The sequence below is a fragment of the Pseudomonas sp. KCJK9111 genome, from assembly GCF_046231935.1.
Taxonomy (GTDB): Bacteria; Pseudomonadota; Gammaproteobacteria; order Pseudomonadales; family Pseudomonadaceae; genus Aquipseudomonas; species Aquipseudomonas parafulva_B.
In genome coordinates this window covers 1-17,353 of sequence record NZ_JBJJMO010000080.1, presented here as the reverse complement: position 1 = coordinate 17,353, position 17,353 = coordinate 1, and the positions used below count along the sequence as shown (strand labels likewise).

The 17,353-nt window shown below is 60.1% G+C and carries 19 protein-coding genes; 12 read left to right on the top strand and 7 right to left on the bottom strand.

Annotated elements, in window-relative coordinates; all coding sequences use genetic code 11:
- The first annotated feature begins 368 nt into the window (after window positions 1-368).
- Both rhtA and ACK59L_RS19665 read left to right on the top strand, forming a co-directional pair.
- The gene (gene rhtA / locus ACK59L_RS19670; protein WP_196137030.1) at window positions 369-1,256 is read left to right on the top strand and encodes a threonine/homoserine exporter RhtA; all 888 of its coding nucleotides are present in this window, start codon (window positions 369-371) and stop codon (window positions 1,254-1,256) included.
- Window positions 1,257-1,420: 164 nt separating this feature from the next.
- Entirely contained in the window at window positions 1,421-1,702 is a 282-nt protein-coding gene (locus ACK59L_RS19665; protein WP_023534016.1) for a hypothetical protein, read from the top strand.
- A gap of 32 nt (window positions 1,703-1,734) precedes the next feature.
- On the opposite strand, the gene ACK59L_RS19660 is transcribed toward ACK59L_RS19665, so the two are convergent.
- Entirely contained in the window at window positions 1,735-3,543 is a 1,809-nt protein-coding gene (locus ACK59L_RS19660; protein ID WP_409275495.1) for an aminopeptidase P family protein, read from the bottom strand.
- A gap of 193 nt (window positions 3,544-3,736) precedes the next feature.
- Between ACK59L_RS19660 and ACK59L_RS19655 the strand changes: the two genes are divergently transcribed.
- Together ACK59L_RS19655 and ACK59L_RS19650 are read left to right on the top strand one after the other, a co-directional pair.
- Window positions 3,737-4,855, top strand: a complete 1,119-nt coding sequence (locus tag ACK59L_RS19655; RefSeq protein WP_409275498.1) for a DUF3182 family protein — start codon at window positions 3,737-3,739, stop codon at window positions 4,853-4,855.
- Window positions 4,839-5,609, top strand: a complete 771-nt coding sequence (locus tag ACK59L_RS19650; protein ID WP_409275493.1) for an alpha/beta hydrolase family protein — start codon at window positions 4,839-4,841, stop codon at window positions 5,607-5,609. The genes ACK59L_RS19655 and ACK59L_RS19650 overlap by 17 nt, the downstream gene beginning before the upstream one ends.
- Before the next feature lie 3 nt (window positions 5,610-5,612).
- Here the strand turns inward: ACK59L_RS19650 and ACK59L_RS19645 are convergent, their stop codons facing one another.
- The gene (locus ACK59L_RS19645) at window positions 5,613-5,969 is read right to left on the bottom strand and encodes a hypothetical protein (protein ID WP_058639769.1); all 357 of its coding nucleotides are present in this window, start codon (window positions 5,967-5,969) and stop codon (window positions 5,613-5,615) included.
- Between the two features lie 51 nt (window positions 5,970-6,020).
- Window positions 6,021-7,055, bottom strand: a complete 1,035-nt coding sequence (locus ACK59L_RS19640) for a GlxA family transcriptional regulator (RefSeq protein WP_409275491.1) — start codon at window positions 7,053-7,055, stop codon at window positions 6,021-6,023.
- Window positions 7,056-7,137: 82 nt separating this feature from the next.
- Here ACK59L_RS19640 and ACK59L_RS19635 point away from each other — a divergent pair, with 82 nt between their 5' ends.
- A complete protein-coding gene (locus ACK59L_RS19635; RefSeq protein ID WP_409275489.1) occupies window positions 7,138-7,701 on the top strand; it encodes a cysteine hydrolase family protein in 564 nt (187 codons plus the stop codon).
- A gap of 8 nt (window positions 7,702-7,709) precedes the next feature.
- Here the strand turns inward: ACK59L_RS19635 and ACK59L_RS19630 are convergent, their stop codons facing one another.
- Window positions 7,710-8,273, bottom strand: a complete 564-nt coding sequence (locus tag ACK59L_RS19630; RefSeq protein ID WP_058605983.1) for a helix-turn-helix domain-containing protein — start codon at window positions 8,271-8,273, stop codon at window positions 7,710-7,712.
- Window positions 8,274-8,356: 83 nt separating this feature from the next.
- Between ACK59L_RS19630 and ACK59L_RS19625 the strand changes: the two genes are divergently transcribed.
- From ACK59L_RS19625 to ACK59L_RS19595, 7 genes are all read left to right on the top strand, one after another.
- Window positions 8,357-9,304: a DMT family transporter gene (locus ACK59L_RS19625; RefSeq protein ID WP_409275487.1), complete on the top strand. Its 948-nt coding sequence runs from the start codon at window positions 8,357-8,359 to the stop codon at window positions 9,302-9,304.
- A 143-nt stretch (window positions 9,305-9,447) separates the two neighbouring features.
- On the top strand, window positions 9,448-12,363 hold the full coding sequence (locus ACK59L_RS19620; protein WP_409275485.1) for a monovalent cation/H+ antiporter subunit A: 2,916 nt from the start codon (window positions 9,448-9,450) through the stop codon (window positions 12,361-12,363).
- A complete protein-coding gene (locus ACK59L_RS19615) occupies window positions 12,363-12,707 on the top strand; it encodes a Na+/H+ antiporter subunit C (protein WP_023534014.1) in 345 nt (114 codons plus the stop codon). Before ACK59L_RS19620 ends, ACK59L_RS19615 begins: the two co-directional genes overlap by 1 nt.
- Entirely contained in the window at window positions 12,704-14,383 is a 1,680-nt protein-coding gene (locus ACK59L_RS19610; RefSeq protein WP_409275482.1) for a monovalent cation/H+ antiporter subunit D, read from the top strand. Before ACK59L_RS19615 ends, ACK59L_RS19610 begins: the two co-directional genes overlap by 4 nt.
- Window positions 14,380-14,868 carry a Na+/H+ antiporter subunit E gene (locus tag ACK59L_RS19605; protein ID WP_409275480.1) on the top strand — a complete coding sequence of 163 codons (489 nt, stop codon included), beginning with the start codon at window positions 14,380-14,382 and terminating at the stop codon, window positions 14,866-14,868. Before ACK59L_RS19610 ends, ACK59L_RS19605 begins: the two co-directional genes overlap by 4 nt.
- Window positions 14,865-15,143: a K+/H+ antiporter subunit F gene (locus tag ACK59L_RS19600; RefSeq protein ID WP_058605988.1), complete on the top strand. Its 279-nt coding sequence runs from the start codon at window positions 14,865-14,867 to the stop codon at window positions 15,141-15,143. The genes ACK59L_RS19605 and ACK59L_RS19600 overlap by 4 nt, the downstream gene beginning before the upstream one ends.
- Window positions 15,140-15,505, top strand: coding sequence for a Na+/H+ antiporter subunit G (locus tag ACK59L_RS19595; protein WP_409275478.1), 366 nt, complete (start codon window positions 15,140-15,142; stop codon window positions 15,503-15,505). The genes ACK59L_RS19600 and ACK59L_RS19595 overlap by 4 nt, the downstream gene beginning before the upstream one ends.
- A gap of 6 nt (window positions 15,506-15,511) precedes the next feature.
- Here ACK59L_RS19595 and ACK59L_RS19590 read toward each other — a convergent pair whose 3' ends face one another.
- The 3 genes from ACK59L_RS19590 to ACK59L_RS19580 form a co-directional block, all read right to left on the bottom strand.
- A complete protein-coding gene (locus ACK59L_RS19590; RefSeq protein WP_409275476.1) occupies window positions 15,512-15,730 on the bottom strand; it encodes a hypothetical protein in 219 nt (72 codons plus the stop codon).
- Entirely contained in the window at window positions 15,727-16,197 is a 471-nt protein-coding gene (locus tag ACK59L_RS19585; RefSeq protein ID WP_058605991.1) for a hypothetical protein, read from the bottom strand. Before ACK59L_RS19585 ends, ACK59L_RS19590 begins: the two co-directional genes overlap by 4 nt.
- A 459-nt stretch (window positions 16,198-16,656) precedes the next feature.
- Entirely contained in the window at window positions 16,657-17,061 is a 405-nt protein-coding gene (locus ACK59L_RS19580; protein WP_196137038.1) for a TraR/DksA family transcriptional regulator, read from the bottom strand.
- Window positions 17,062-17,353 lie beyond the last annotated feature (292 nt).

The following is a 17,353-nucleotide window of genomic DNA, read 5'->3' as shown; positions in this document are numbered from 1 at the left end:
TTGACTATCAGTCCGTACTCACAAGCACCCACACGAATTGCTTGATTCGATTTGTTAAAGAGCGTTTGGCTGAGAGCGCTTCGTCTCAACCGAGGCGCGCATTCTACGCTTTCCTCGTTGCCTGTCAAGCGTTTATTTTGAAGTTTGTTTCGAGAAACTCGTTCAGCTTCAATGGCTTGCAGTACTCCACAGCGTCTAAGTGATACCCGACTGCGCTGGAGTGGGGCGAATTATAGACACTAATTTCGTAGCGTCAAGCATTAATCTTATCCGAACGTCATTTGAGTGGAACGCTTAACACTCTATTGCTGTCTGTTGCACCGTTGCGCACTATAGTGCGCAAAGCCACTCCTAGGTAATCCGTCCCCATGTCCAAACCGCCTCGCAACCTGGCTAGCGTGCTGTTCCCAATCGGCCTGCTGCTTATCGCCATGGCATCGATTCAGACCGGTGCTTCGATCGCCAAAAGCATGTTCCCACTCATTGGCGCACAAGGCACGACCTCACTGCGACTGATTTTTGCCAGTTTGATAATGGTTGCGCTGCTACGGCCATGGCGAGCACGCTTCACTACTCGCACCCTGCGTAATGTCGTCATCTATGGCTTGGCGCTCGGCGGAATGAATTTCCTCTTCTATATGTCCCTGCAGACGGTGCCCATTGGTATTGCGGTGGCACTCGAATTCACCGGCCCACTGGCAGTTGCCATATTCGCCTCACGCCGCGCCATCGACTTCATCTGGATCGCGCTGGCCATTTTCGGCCTGCTGATGTTGCTGCCCGCAGGCCATGACGGAGAGGCGCTGGACCCACTGGGCGCCTGCTACGCAATCGGCGCAGGGGCGTGCTGGGCACTTTATATACTCTTCGGCCAACGCGCGGGTGCCGAACATGGCGTACAGAGCGCAGCGCTGGGAGTGGTGGTCGCTGCACTGTTCATCGCACCGATCGGCATCGTGCATGCCGGTAGCCTGCTGCTGACGCCCGCGGTCATCCCCATGGCGATCGCTGTAGCGGTATTGTCTACCGCCCTCCCCTATAGCCTGGAAATGGTTGCGCTCACGCGCATGCCCGCTCGTACCTTCGGCACCCTCATGAGCATCGAGCCTGCCTTCGGCGCCTTGTCAGGGCTGTTGTTCCTGGGCGAGGTCCTGTCATTGACTCAATGGCTGGCCGTAGGCGCCATTATCGCGGCTTCCGTGGGCACGACGTTGTCCATGCGCCATAGCCCAGAACCGACGATGGTCGCGGATTGACACGGGAAAACTTTTCGTTGAAAGCTGCATGGGTGTTGTGGCGTCACCGCTCGCTGATTAAGCTGTCCCAGCGCAGTCGAATAGGGACGCTGTACTCTTCAGGATGAACCCGAGCGAAAATGACGGACCCAGGTAGCTGATCCGTCCTGCATTTAAGGACAGGAATGAAACGTATTTTGCTCATCCTGGCCATCTTGGCTATTGCTGGATGTGCCGCCACGGCTAAAACCGAGGTCAAACGGGGCAAGAAAGGCCTGCATATCAACTGCTCCGGCCTGTCTTCTTCGTGGGACAACTGCTACAGCAAGGCCGCTAGCGCCTGCACCACTCGCGGATACCGCGTCGTCGCCCGTTCAGGCGACAGCGACGAAGAGGACGGCGATTATCTATTTGGCATCAACCCTGCCGGCTACACCAGCCGCAGCATGATCGTCATTTGCAAGTGACCGGGGCAGCCTGATGGCTGCCCCCATATGTCTTAGATCGCCTCAGTACGTGATAACAACCACGCCAGCGCCTTTCCTTCCAGCAGTGGGGCCAATCGCTCGCGCACCATGGCATGGTAACAATTGAGCCAGCAAACCTCCTGCTCAGTCAGCCGCTGCGGTAGCAAGCAACGCGTATCGATGGGGCACAGCGTCAAGGTCTCGAAATCGAGAAATTCACCGAATGCACTGCGGCCAGCGCTTCGCGCGGCGACCAGGTTTTCAATCCGCACCCCCCATTGCCCAGGTCGGTAGGTGCCAGGCTCGATTGAACTGATCATGCCTTCTTGCATGGCGGTCTGCGGCGCGGCCGCTGCCTGATAGGCAATCACCTGAGGCCCTTCATGAACATTCAGGAAATAGCCCACTCCATGACCGGTGCCGTGGCCGTAATCGACCTGGTCGGCCCAGAGGGGCGCACGGGCTATGGCGTCAAGCATGGGCGACAGCACGCCCCGCGGGAAGGTCGCCCGCGACAGCGCTATCATGCCTTTTAGCACACGGGTGCAATCGAGCTTCTGCAGGTCGCTCGGTTGCCCGATGGGGACCATACGCGTGATATCCGTGGTCCCACCCAGGTATTGGCCGCCAGAGTCGATGAGCAGCAGGCCATCGCCCTTGATCACTGCGTGTGACTGATCAGTGGCCCGATAGTGGGGCATCGCACCATTGGCATTGAACGCAGCAATGGTCGAGAAGCTCAATGAGACGAAGCCCGGCCGCCGGGCGCGCGCCGCGGTGAGTTGCTCATCGACGGTCAGCTCGGTCACCACCTGGGTCGCGAGCGTTTCTTCAAACCAGGCGAAAAATTCGCACGAGGCCGCGCCGTCCTGCTCCATCGCCCTACGAACATGCTCAAGCTCGCCCTCAGCCTTGCACGCCTTGCTCAGGGTACTTGGATTCGAGCCTTCCACGAGCACTACCCCTTCGCCTAGCGGCTCGAGCAACCCGCACGTCACCCGCGCTGGATCCACCAACAAGCGACTGCCAGGTGGCAACTGACCAAGGGCGCCGGTAGCCTCGGTGTAGTCTCGCACTTCGATGCCATCCTCGCGCAGCGCCTGACGTAGAGGCTCATCGACTTTTCCCGAGGCAATGAAAAGCTGCACGCGCCGCGCATCGATCAGGGCAAACGCCAGGAACACCGGATTGTAAGACACATCGCTACCGCGCAAGTTGAACAACCAGGCAATGTCATCAAGGGTGGCGATGAAATGACTGTCCGCACCTTTGGCCTGCATCGCCTGCCGCACCTGCGCCAGCTTCTGCGCACGACCCACTACTGCGTAGGGCGCAAGATGTGAATACACCGGGTTGGACGGTAGCGTCGGCCGGTCGCTCCAAACGCGACCTAGCACATCCTGGTCAGTCACCAACCTTGCGCCTCGCTGGCCAAGGCGCTCTCGCAACTGGCGAGCCGAAGCCAAAGCCATCGCACGACCATCTACGCTGGCGCAACCCTGCGGTTGCACATGTTCAGCCAACCAGTCCAGCGCGCTCGGCTGCCCGGGTGACAATTTCATCAATTCGATGCCGCTACCTGCCAGCTCTCGCTCAGCCTGCTCCCAGTAGCGGCTATCGACCCACAGCCCGGCAAACTGCTGGCTTATGACCAGGGTGCCGACCGAGCCAGTGAAGCCCGACAGCCACTGACGACCTTGCCAGTAGCCTGGCAGATACTCGGAAAGATGAGGGTCTGCCGATGGAACCAGCAAGGCGTCAAGCCCTTCTGCGGCCATGGCCTTACGCGTCGCGGCAAGACGCTGAGCCGTGGTCTGTTGGAGAGTGGTGTGCACGATCATGCCCTTATCAGTGGCGACATCCGGTATGCCTGAGCGCTTGATGATGGAATAGCTGCCCGCGGCCTGCAATCAGCAATCTCCGTGCTGCACGCTTCTGAGAAAGGTCCTACGCCGGACCATACCATTGATCCTGCCATGCTGAACTTCACCAACGTCCCGGATTCAGAGGCAGTACAGCCCCCTTGCAAGGCGGATCGTCATGCCCAGTGCCTGTCATCGCAAACAGGGCGTCGTGGTACTCGACACTCGGCCCCACACGCCCGACCACGAGCACGCCGTGTACCGTAAGCTATCGGAAGGCTTCGCACAGTTGCTGGACTGCCCCGTGATGGACCTGCACGGACCGCGACGGGCGGACGCTTCGTACTACTACATGCTCACCCAGCCTTTGGTCGACACCGCAGATCTGACAGCACTGGGTATAAAAAGCGAAGCCGATATTTTCGGCGGTGCCGTCGCTCATCCGTTCATGGCCACCAAGGCCATTTCACACCCTCTGCCGCCAGGTGCTCCACCGAAGCCTGATTGGCCTGAGGCATTTGCCCGGCAGGCCTGCGACGCGCTGCTCAAGGGCTACACCGTATTCGACAAGGCCACCGCCCGGCACGCCGCACAACTTTTGTTGATCACAGGGCCTGTACGACTGAAACCCGTACGCGCATGCGCGGGTCGAGGGCAGGCCGTGTTCTCCACGCTCGAAGAACTTGAACCCCTACTCTGTGCGGTGGATGACGCAGAACTCTCGATTTGGGGCCTGGTGCTGGAACAGAACCTGAGCAACGTCGAGACGTTCAGCGTCGGCCAGGTACGGGTCGCTGGCTTGGTCTGCAGCTATTACGGCACACAGCAACTCACCCAGGATCACCAAGGTATCGAGGTGTACGGCGGCTCTGACCTGACTTTCGTACGAGGAGGCTTTGCGTCTCTGCTGGCCGGCCCCTTGGAAAAGAGCGTTCGCCTGGCGATCGAGCAGGCAATGACTTATGACCAAGCGGCCGATCGACATTTACCTGGCTTCATCGCCTCACGCCGCAATTACGACATCGCTCGCGGCACCGACACCAAAGGCGGCATTTGCAGTGGCGTGCTGGAACAATCCTGGCGGATGGGCGGTGCCAGCAGCGCCGAATTGCTCGCCCTTCAGGCATTCGCTGCCAACGCCAGGGTCGATCGAGTGCGGGCTAGCACCCACGAAGTCTTCGGCACGCCCGCGCTACCGGCGGATGCCACACTTTTCTACCAAGGAAACGACAGTGAACTCGGACAACTCACCAAATACGCGCGGCTGCGACACGTTGGCCATTCAGAGTGAGACGATAGAGCTGCCGGTGAACGGGGATACCATCTGCGCGACGCTGGTCAGCCCGGGCAGCAAAATCCCCGGCATCCTGTTCGTCCACGGCTGGGGCGGCAGCCAGCAGCGTGACCTTGCCAGAGCGCGGCACATCACAGGCCTTGGCTGCGTCTGCATGACCTTCGATCTGCGCGGCCACGAGAAAACCCAAAGTCAGCGCCTGACGGTAACGCGAGAGCAGAATCTGCAGGATCTGCTAACAGCCTACGACCGGCTCATCAGCCACCCCACTGTGGACCCCAACGCCATCGCCGTGATCGGCAGCAGCTACGGCGGCTACCTGGCTACCTTGCTGACCTCGATGCGCCCGGTCCGCTGGCTGGCCCTGCGGGTGCCGGCCATGTACTGGGACGAAGAGTGGACTACGCCCAAGCAGTCCCTGGACCGACAACGGCTCAATGACTATCGCCGCCGCTCCTTGGCGCCGTCTGACAACCGTGCTCTGGCCGCCTGCGCCGAGTTTACCGGCGATGTTCTGCTGGTCGAATCCGAGCATGATGACTACGTACCCCACAGCACGCTGATGAATTACCGATCAGCCTTCGGCAGTGCCCACTCGCTCACCCACCGGATTGTCGACGGCGCCGACCACGGCCTGTCCACCGAAGAGAGCCAGAAGGCCTACAGTGCGCTGCTGGCGGCATGGATCAGCGAAATGGTCATTGGTGCTCGCCTGGACCGCTATCCCCACTACGCACCCTGGTACGCGTGAAGCTCACTCCACCTGACAGTACAACGCTCCGTCTGGATGGCGAGCCAGACACCGCAGGGCCGTGAAAGCTGCAAAGTTCACGGCGCTGGCGTGATACTGCTGGAGGAGACCCAGAAACGAACCGTCCAGCACTTGCTCGATAGCCGCCTCACAGGCTTCCCGGTTGGTCCACTGCAGCGACTGAAGCAGACAATTGCCATCTTCGCTCACCTGAACGCTGACCGCCCGGAGGTCTTCAAAGCGCGCTGCCAGTGACTCACTGCGCTGCATCAATGCCTGGGCCAATGCTTGCTGAAAGACGACGGCGACCCGATATTCGATCATCTGGTTGTACCAGATGGCTGAGACACTTCCTGACATCGACAACCTCCTGACAGGGATACACATCGCAATGCCCGGAAGGTTAAAACCTCAACCAATCTCGAGGTCAAGAGGGTCGCTACGCCATGCACCTCGCCCCTCAGGCGTTGAAGTCACGCCCTGCCGTCGAAATGCACTGGGGGTGATGCCTGTGGCGCGCTGAAATACCTTGCGAAACGCACCGGGGTCGCGATAACCGACATCCCAAGCGATCTGGTCGACTGTCCTGCGTGTGAACTCAAGCAAACGTGCTGCCCGGCATACTCTGATCTGCTGACAGTACTCGGTGGGGCGCAAGCCTGTAGCCAAGCGAAACCGCCTCAAAAACGTGCGCGGCTCCAGGCTGGCGCACGCTGCCATCGCTGCGAGGCCCGCCGTCCGCGCGCCCGTAGCCTGCAACCAGTGCTGTACCTTCAGGACCGCTTCATCGCCATGATCAAGCAACGGGTTGAGGCAAGTGCCGGGCAAAGCGGCAGGTATCGGATCTACCGCCAGAAAGTTCGCAGTTTCAGCGGCAACGGTATCGCCCATAAATCGCTGCACCAAACTCAGGCCCAGACTGGTCCAGGCCATCAGGCCAGCGGAGCTGACGATATCGCCGTCATCCAGCAGCGCCTGTTGAGCCTCAGCCCTGATGCGCGGGTAACGCGCCTTCAGCAGCTGCACATGATTGCGATGGGCGCATGCGGTGCGCCCATCCAGCAGACCACAGTCCGCTATGAAGAAAACCCCGATGCACACCGAGGCCAGAACGGTGCCTTCCTGGTGCAATCGGCACAAAGCCGAGCGATGGCGAGCCAGGCAGGCATCGTGGGGAACGGCGTGCAAACTTGGCGGGATGATCAGAACACGCAGTCTCGCATCACTGTCATCCCCTGGAGGAGCCTCAGGCAGCAGTTCTTCCTCTGCACCCACCCCCCATACGCTGATACGCACACGAGGCGCTTGGGCCGCACCCAACCCGTCAGCCATACGGTTAGCCACGTCGAACAGGTCGTGCAGGCCGTGGATCGCTGCCTCCTGCGCATCGGGATAGCGAAGCAGGCCAATCTCGATAAAACGAGCCATGTCAGTTTTGCCCCGCATAGTGTCTTTCGCGCCGATTCACCCCTATCACGCGACAGCCTATAACTAAGCAACAGTCAAAACCACTGCCCCCGGAGGCAACATGAACACTCACGCACTGATCATCATCGATATCCAGAATGACTATTTCCCAGGTGGCAAATGGCCTCTGGAAGGTGTCGAGCGCGCCGCTGAAAATGCGGCCCGCCTGCTCCAGGCTGCCCGCGACGCGAACGACCTCATCGTGCATGTACGCCACGAGTTCGACAGCGCCGACGCCCCCTTTTTTGCTCCAGGCTCTTCGGGCGCAGCCATTCACCCGAGTGTTCAGCCGATGCCTGGAGAGACTGTGATTCTCAAACACAAGGTCAACGCTTTTCTCTCGACCGATCTTGCGCAGACGCTCGAACGCCAGGGCATCAGGTCGCTGACCGTCGTGGGCAGCATGAGCCACATGTGCATCGATGCAGCGGTGCGCGCAGCAGCTGACCTCGGGTACGAAGTCACGGTCGCCCATGATGCCTGCGCCACGCTGGCCCTGGAGTTCAACGGCAAAAGGGTACCTGCTGCACAGGTGCATGAGGCATCGATGGCTGCACTGGCGTTCGCCTATGCCTCGGTGCGCAGCACCGATGCATTGCTCAAAGAAGCTGCTGGCCACGCCTGATCGCCACTTTAGATCACTACATTACGTACGAACTTCACTGCGACCGCGCCATCGTTGCGATAGGCGTAACGGCAATTGCTGGCGAATACGTGAAAGCGTCCCTGCTCGAGTCGGTGCTCGACACCCTCGATAATCAGCGTCAGTACACCTTCGACCACGTAGATCTGCTCGCTCCAGCCTTCGGCATCTGCCTCGCTGCGATAGTGTTCGCCGACCGCCAGCGTCCATTCCCACAGCTCAACTTCGCGACGGGCCATGCTGCTTGCCAGCAGGATGGCCCGGCTTTGCGGATGCTCACCCGCCCAGGCCAGCTCTTCGATACGACCAGGGTTACGCTGGTCAGGCGCCTGGATCAATGTGCTGAACGCCACCCCGAGTGCCTCGGCGATGAGGTCGAGCGTGGTGAGGCTGACATTTTTCTCGCCAGCCTCAATCGCCACCAGCATGCGACGGCTGACACCTGAACGCTCGGCCAAGGTTGCCTGGCTGATGCCAGCAGCGTTGCGCAGACTGCGAACATTCAAGCTCACGTGTTGCAGCACCGAAGCACGATGCGAGGCGTCGTTGTGCACTATATTGCTCATCCCTAGTTGTTGCGCAGTATACTGCCCACTTTGCGCCGATTGTGCGCCCTGTCCTACGAGCCTGCAACCGCATGAATAAGTCACGCCCGCAACGCCCCACCTTTTCGTTCCGTCTTAGCAAAGCCGAGTGGGTGCTGGTGTTCATCACCATGTTATGGGGCGGTACATTCCTGCTGGTGCACAACGTGATGACCGTCAGTGGCCCCATGTTTTTCGTGGGCTTGCGCTTCGCCGCGGCTGCCCTGTTCGTCGGCATGGTCTCGGCCCGCGCCTTGCCGGGGTTGACCCTTGTCGAATTCAAGGCAGGCCTGTCGATTGGCGTATTGATCATGTTGGGCTACGGCCTGCAGACCATGGGCCTGCAGACGATCAGCAGCAGCCAGTCGGCGTTCATCACGGCGCTTTACGTGCCCTTCGTACCCTTGCTGCAATGGCTGGTGCTGGGTCGGCGCCCGGGCCTGATGCCCAGCCTTGGGATCGGCCTGGCATTCGTTGGGTTGGTCCTGCTCGCCGGGCCGCAGGGCGGTAGCCTGCACATGAGCGAAGGCGAGGTAGTGACATTGGTGAGCGCCGTCGCCATCGCCGGCGAAATCATTCTGATCAGCCGCTTTGCCGGGCGCGTCGACGTTCGCCGCGTTACTGTGGTGCAACTGGCAACGGCCTCGGCACTGGCATTCATGATGATGCTGCCTACCCAGGAATCGGTACCCGATTTCTCTTGGCTTTTGCTGAGCAGTGCGATTGGCTTGGGCCTGATGAGCGCAATCATCCAGGTGGCGATGAACTGGGCACAAAAATCGGTATCACCCACCCGGGCCACGTTGATCTATGCCGGTGAGCCAGTGTGGGCCGGCCTCGTCGGACGGCTAGCGGGAGAGCGCCTGCCAGGGTTGGCATTGTTGGGCGGCCTGCTGATCGTCATCGCCGTGGTCATCAGCGAGTTGCGCGTGCGCCGCAGGCCAGAATCTGCTGGTACTGAACTTGCACAGAATGAACGTCAACTCAAGACCGGTCTCTAAAGCTCCGACTATCCTCTGTAAAAAACTGTTATAAAAAAACAGCCTGTCACAGCCCTTTTGTAGGATTCTGCGACAGGTTGTGTGTTGGTCGATGACCCGTTCGGCACGTATGATCCTTGGAAAACCTCTCAGAATAGAACTCTATGTCTTTGATAGTGCTATTGCTTCTGCCGTTCGTGGGCAGTTTGCTGGCAGCCGCGCTGCCGCACAACGCACGTAACGCCGAGTCCATACTCGCCGGGCTCGTGGCCTTGGTCGGCACCGTCCAGGTAGCACTTCTCTATCCACAGGTGGCCCACGGCGGGGTCATTCGTGAAGAATTCCTGTGGCTACCTAGCCTTGGGCTCAACTTCGTACTGCGCATGGACGGCTTTGCCTGGTTGTTCTCACTGCTGGTGCTGGGCATCGGTACGTTGGTGTCTCTGTACGCGCGCTACTACATGTCGCCACAAGACCCAGTGCCGCGATTCTTTGCCTTCTTCCTTGCATTCATGGGCGCCATGCTCGGGCTGGTGTTGTCGGGCAACCTTCTGCAACTGGTGTTTTTCTGGGAGCTCACCAGCCTTTTCTCCTTCCTCTTGATTGGCTACTGGCATCACCGGGCCGACGCGCGCCGTGGCGCCTACATGGCGCTGATGGTCACCGGTGCCGGTGGCTTGTGCCTGCTGGTAGGGGCGCTGCTGCTCGGCCATGTGGTGGGCAGCTACGACCTGGACAAGGTCCTGGCTGCAGGTGACACCATACGCCAGCACGCACTTTACCCAGTGCTGTTGCCGCTTATCCTGATCGGCGCCCTGAGCAAGAGCGCGCAATTTCCCTTCCACTTCTGGCTGCCGCATGCCATGGCGGCGCCCACGCCGGTGTCGGCGTACCTGCACTCGGCAACCATGGTCAAGGCCGGCGTATTTTTGCTGGCGCGCCTATGGCCAGTGCTATCGGGCACCGACGAATGGTTCTGGATCGTCGGTGGTGCTGGCGCGCTGACGCTACTGCTCGGTGCCTTCGCAGCGATGTTCCAGAATGACCTCAAGGGCCTTCTGGCCTATTCGACCATCAGCCACCTGGGCCTCATCACGCTGTTGTTGGGCCTGAACAGCTCGTTGGCCGCCGTGGCGGCGGTCTTTCACATTCTCAATCACGCGACCTTCAAGGCATCGCTGTTCATGGCCGCCGGCATTATCGACCACGAAAGTGGTACGCGTGACATCCGGCGCCTGAGCGGCCTGGTCCGACTGGTTCCCTACACGGCCACCCTGGCCATGGTCGCCAGCGCCTCCATGGCGGGGGTGCCGCTAATGAACGGCTTCCTGTCCAAGGAAATGTTCTTCGCCGAAACCGTGTTCATCACCTCCAGCGCCTGGGTCGAAGCCATGCTTCCGGTGATCGCCACCCTGGCCGGCACATTCAGCGTGGCCTATGCGCTGCGCTTCACGGTCGATGTGTTTTTCGGTCCCACTGCCCAGGACCTGCCGCACACACCCCACGAACCCCCGCGCTGGATGCGCGCGCCGGTCGAGCTGCTGGTGCTGACATGCCTGGTAGTCGGCATTTTCCCCGCCCAGTCCGTAGGCCCCTTGCTAGCCGCTGCGGCACTGCCGGTGGTAGGGGGTACGCTACCCGAGTACAGCCTGGCCATCTGGCACGGCTGGAATGCGCCCTTGATCATGAGCCTGGTGGCCATGAGTGGTGGCGTGGTCCTGTACCTGCTGTTGCGCAAGCAACTGCGACGTGGCCGCTTCCCCTGCCCTCCCGTGATGGGCCGATTCGATGGCAAGCGTCTCTTCGAGTATGGCCAGGTGCAGTTGATGCTGATGGCGCGACGTATCGAGCACCTGCTTACCAGCCGGCGCCTGCAGGCGCAGTTGTTCATGCTGGTGGTGGCCGCCTTCCTCGCGGGCCTGACACCCATGCTCCACAGTGGCCTGACTTGGGGCGAGCGGCCGAAGATCCCAGGTTCAGGGGTGTTCGTCGCACTCTGGATGATCGCCATTGCCTGCGCGATCGGCGCGGCCTACCAAGCCAAGTACCACCGCCTCGCGGCCCTGACCATGGTCAGTGTGTGCGGTTTGATGACCTGTATCACGTTTGTGTGGTTTTCCGCACCTGATCTTGCCCTGACCCAACTGGTTGTCGAAGTGGTGACCACTGTCCTGATCCTTCTTGGCCTGCGTTGGCTTCCACGTCGTATCGAGGGTGTGTCGCCTCTGCCTGGCAGGTTCGATCGCGCCCGCGTGCGTCGCCTGCGCGACCTGCTACTGGCGGTGCTGGTGGGTGCCGGCATGGCCGTGCTGTCCTACGCCATGCTGACCCGCCCTACGCCTAATGACATCTCTTCGTTCTACCTGAGCCGTGCGCTGCCCCAAGGTGGTGGCACCAATGTGGTCAACGTGATGCTGGTGGATTTCCGCGGCTTCGATACCCTGGGCGAAATCACCGTGCTGGTCGCGGTGGGGTTGACCGTTTTCGCGCTTCTACGTCGCTTCCGCCCTCCCAAGGAAAGCATGCAATTGCCGACCCAGCAGCGCCAACTGGCACCTGATGTCGTCACCGACCTGATCAACCCGCGCCATGCTGCCGATACCGCTCTGGGCTTCATGATGGTGCCCGCCGTGCTGGTGCGCCTGTTGCTGCCCATCGCGCTGCTGGTATCGATGTACCTGTTCATGCGTGGTCATAATCAGCCGGGCGGCGGCTTCGTCGCCGGGTTGGTGACCTCGGTGGCGTTCATTCTGCAATACATGGTCGCAGGCACCCAGTGGGTCGAAGCGCAAATGCGCCTGCGGCCCTTGCGCTGGATGGGCACTGGTCTGCTCTGTGCAACCTTGACCGGTGGCGGCGCCATCGTGCTCGGTTACCCGTTCCTGACCACCCATACGGCGCACCTGCATCTTCCTCTGCTCGGAGACATCCATCTGGCGAGCGCATTGTTCTTCGACGTCGGTGTGTTCACCGTGGTCGTCGGATCGACCCTTTTGATACTCACGGCCCTGGCCCACCAGTCGGTACGTGCCTATCGCCCGGCCAGTCCAGGCAAGACCCGTAAAACAGGAGCCGCCTGATGGAAGAAGTGATCGCAGTGGCCATTGGCGTGCTTGCCGCCTCCGGAGTCTGGTTGGTGCTGCGCCCGCGCACATACCAGGTGATCATGGGCTTGTGCCTGCTTTCCTACGGGGTCAACCTCTTCATTTTCAGCATGGGCAGCCTGTTCATCGGCAAGGAGCCCATCATCAAGGAAGGCGTTACCCAGGACCTGTTGCACTACACCGATCCGCTTCCACAGGCCTTGGTACTCACGGCAATCGTCATCAGCTTCGCCATGACCGCCCTGTTTCTCGTGGTACTGCTGGCATCGCGCGGCCTGACCGGCACCGACCACGTAGATGGCCGGGAGCGTGAGGAATGAGCGGCATGAGCCAACTGATCGTTGCCCCTATCCTGCTGCCGTTGATTACAGCGGCAGTCATGTTGCTGCTGGGCGAAAAGCGTCGATTGATCAAGGCACGGCTGAACCTGCTGTCGACCTTCGCCGGTCTTGGCATTGCCATCAGCCTGCTGCTTTGGGTCCGTACCCAGGGCCAGGCAGAATCGATCGGCGTCTACCTGCCGGGCAACTGGCCAGCCCCGTTTGGCATCGTGCTGGTGGTGGACCACCTGTCGGCGCTGATGCTGACCCTGACCGGCGTCATCGGGCTATGCGCCCTGCTGTTTGCACGGGCACGCTGGGATGGCGCCGGTGCAAGTTTTCATGCGCTGTTCCAGATTCAGCTGATGGGCCTGTACGGCGCATTCCTGACGGCAGACCTGTTCAACCTGTTCGTGTTCTTCGAAGTACTGTTGGCAGCTTCATACGGCCTTCTGCTGCACGGATCCGGCCGCGCACGTGTGCGAGCCGGCTTACACTACATCGCCGTCAACCTTTTCGCCTCCTCGTTGTTCCTGATTGGCGCGGCAATGCTGTATGGCGTGACCGGTACGCTGAGCCTTGCGGACCTTGCCCTGAAGATTCCGCTGGTACCCGAGGCCGACCGCGGCCTGCTGCATGCAGGCGCAGCGATTCTGGCCATGGCGTTCCTGGTCAAAGCGGGCATCTGGCCCCTGAACTTCTGGCTGGTGCCAGCCTATGCGTCTGCCAGCGCGCCAGTGGCTGCCCTCTTTGCAATCATGACCAAGGTGGGGCTGTATGCGGTGCTGCGGGTGTGGACGCTGCTCTTCTCCGGGCAAGCAGGGGCATCGGCACACTTCGGGGGAGATTGGCTGGTCTACGGAGGCTTGGCGACCCTGGCCATGGCGGCGGTGTCGATCCTGGCAGCGCAGCGCCTGGAACGCATGGCGGCGTTGAGTATCCTGGTATCGGCTGGCACCTTGCTGGGGGCGGTGGGCTTTGCGCAATTGGCATTGACTGGAGCCGCGCTGTTCTACCTCGTGAATTCTACCCTGGCCTTGTGCGCATTGTTCCTGCTGGCCGAACTCATCGAGCGCTCGCGATCTGCCAATGAGTTGCCATTGGACGAGGAAGAAGACGCCATGCCGGCCTTACTGGAATCACTTCACCCTCCAAAAGGGATCAACCTCGATGATGACCAGAAGGCCGTCATCGGTCAGGTCATTCCCTGGACCATGGCATTCCTGGGTTTGAGCTTCATCGCCTGCGCCTTGTTGATCATCGGCATGCCACCCCTTTCAGGCTTCGTCGCCAAGCTCAACCTCATCAGTGCCTTGTTCAATCCCAACGGCCTGGGGGTTCCGAGCCAATACACCCTCGGTGCCGCTGGCTGGGGCCTTGTGGCCCTGCTGGTACTGTCGGGAATGGCATCGCTGATCGCGTTCGGACGCGTTGGCATCCAACGTTTCTGGAAACCCGAAGAGCGACCCTCTCCAGTGCTCAGGCGTTTCGAATGCCTTCCGATCGTGATCCTGCTGGGCCTGTGCATGCTGCTCAGCTTCAAGGCCGAGCCGCTGCTGCGCTACAGCCTGGACACAGCTGCCAGCCTCCAGGCGCCTGATGCCTACATCGATGCAGTCATGGCAGCGCAGCCAAAACCTGGTCCCACCTCGCTCGACGTTCAGGGGCAGCCATGAGCCGACTATTTCCCGCCCCCCTGCTATCGGCATGTCTGTTCGGCCTGTGGCTGTTGCTCAACCTGTCGCTGAGTCCGGGTAACCTCATCCTCGCCGCCGTACTGGGGATACTGGCTCCGCTGCTGATGGCGCCCTTGCGGCCGCAACATGCCCATGTCCGACGCCCCCTGGTCATCGTCAAGCTGATAGGCCGGGTCGGCGTGGACGTCATCCTGTCCAACCTGCAGGTCGCTCGCGGCGTGCTGGGTGCCGGGAGGCGGCCGCCACGCTCAGTCTTCGTTCATATCCCCCTGGACCTGCGTGAACCCCATGGGCTTGCAGCGCTGTCCATGATCACGACGGTGATCCCTGGAACCATCTGGTCGGAACTGGCCCTGGACCGTAGCGTGCTACTGCTGCACGTATTCGATCTGGATGATGAAGCGGCGTTCGTCCAGCATTTCAAGGACGTCTATGAACGTCCCTTGATGGAGATTTTTCAATGAGTGGACTGCTCGCCAACGCTGTTCTTGTCAGCTTGTTCATCTTTGCGCTGGCTATGTGCCTAACCCTGCTTCGGCTATTCCGAGGGCCTTCGGCGCAGGACAGGGTTTTGGCTCTAGATTACCTGTACATTCTGGCAATGCTGACCATGCTGGTGCTGGGCATCAGGTATGCCAGTGATACGTATTTCGAAGGGGCGTTGCTCATTGCGTTGTTTGGCTTCGTGGGCTCCTTTGCCTTGGCCAAGTTCCTGCTGCGTGGAGAGGTGATCGAATGACCGAGACACTCAATCTACCGTTCTGGCTCGAAATGATCACAACCATACTGCTGGTAGCTGGCAGCCTTTTTGCGCTGATCGGTGCGATTGGCCTACTGCGCCTGAAAGACTATTTTCAACGCATGCATCCCCCGGCACTGGCCTCGACCATAGGGGCCTGGTGCGTCGCGCTTGGCTCGATCATCTATTTTTCGTGGTTGAAGGAGTCGCTGGTGCTGCATGCATGGCTGATTCCCGTGCTGCTATCGATCACGGTGCCAGTGACTACCTTGTTACTGGCCCGCGCAGGGCTGTTTCGCAAGCGTCAGGCCAAAGAGCCGGTACCCGAGGAGGTCAGCAGCGGCCTGGATCGTGGTAACTGACCGCGCTTAGCCTGGCTGCTCACTCAGCCGCTGCAGTGCTCGCCTGACCATGGCCACGTAATGGGGCGGGCCCTGGGTATACAACTCGGCGGCTACCCAATCCAACCATCGCCCGCCTACCGCTTCACGTGCTCCGAGCAGCCGCTGCGCCTCGGCCATGGCGCGCGCCTGGTGCTCACGGTGATAGTGTTCCCGTGCTCCAGGCGCTTGCTCTGGCAGCGTCACTCGCTTGCCTTGAACGTCGTCAGCTCACCCTTGCGCCATTTCGCAACCTTGCCGGTTACAGCCTTCAACAGCTTGCCTAGCCCTTCCTGAATTTGCTGCTCGGCGGCAAACACCAGCATCACGCCATGGCCTTCCCGCAATACGATCCCCTCGCCTTCCGGAACCGATACGAACGCGTAGTCGCCAACGCCGTAGACATTGAGCTTGATGTCGCGAAAACGCATTTCCAGCTTGCCGCCTTCGCGGCTGGGCAGCACGGCGGCACGAAAATGGTCGCCGACTTTCAATTCAAGGCGCTGCTTGTCATCGACCACCAGCGCATTTTGCGTGTCGATCTCGGCCATGTAGAGGCCATCAGGGTTTTGCTCGGTGACATAGACGAATCGACCCTGGAACAACTGGGCCAGTTTCCCGCGCAAATCACCAAGGGCGAACAACGCGTGTGTATCAAGAGTGCTGACTGCCAATGAAGTAATCCTCAACCGTTTACAACCCGCCCTCGCAGGAGCTCGCGAAGCACGGCCATTTCAAATCGATAGGCAATGAGATTAATAAAACGCTGAGCGACATGTCTGTGCCCGCTGACGATGCAGCGTGCAGGATTTTTTACTCTAAAGGCCGGCGTTGCTGTCGCTTGCATACCCTTGGGCCATGCCCAAGCGCTACCGGCGTAACGTCTGACATTGCACGTCCATGAAAATGCGATTCCGGATGGGTGCGTGGTCTTGGCGCCTGATGGCGACTCGCACACTGTCGTCGGTGGGGATATCCGAAAACAGTGAAGTCCATGAGAGACGCCCTGTTTTAACAGGCTTGCCGGTTATTGCGCAACTGCTCCAGGCGAATTGCATGGGTCGTTGCAGCTTGATTTACGAAATGCAAAAAGCCCCACGAATCGCTCCATGGGGCTTGGCAACCTGAACGGCTCAGGCCTGACGCTGATGGCGATCAAGCTGCTCGTGGCGCTCTTGTGCTTCGATGCAGTACTTGGTAGTTGGACTGATCAGCAAGCGCTTGAGACCAATTGGTTCACCGCTGTCGTCGCACCAGCCGAAGCTCTCGTCGGCAATACGGTCAAGCGCCATCTCCAGTTGCGGGAGCAGGCGCTGATCGCGATCGATGGCATTGACCAGCCAGCTACGCTCTTCTTCGACCGATGCCACATCGGCAGGATCCGAGGGGGTATCCAGGCCTTCGATGGTGGTACGGCTCAGCTCGATGCGTTCATGGGTCTCGACTTTCATCGCTTGCAGCAGCTCAGTGAAGAAGCTCAGCTGTTCAGCGTTCATGTAGTCATCGGCCGGCATGGCCAGCAACTGTTCCTTGGTCATCGATTTCTCTATGAAAATAGGTGCATTTGGGCGATTCGTTTGCCGCTGATGCTTTGGCATCGGCAGCGGAAATTTTTCGAGCGCCAGTCGGCACTCTTTAACAAGGGGCGGCAGTCTAAGGCGCAGCGTCGCCTTGAGCAACAGCAAAATGGGGTGGCGTTGGCATTCGCTGCTTACGATCCGCCGGCCGGTGCTTGCATGTGAAGGTATAAGCGCGAGTTTGAGCAGTGCGGGTAGATTCGGCGGCATGTTTACTGAAATGCAGCCGTAACATTGAAAATTATGATGCCTT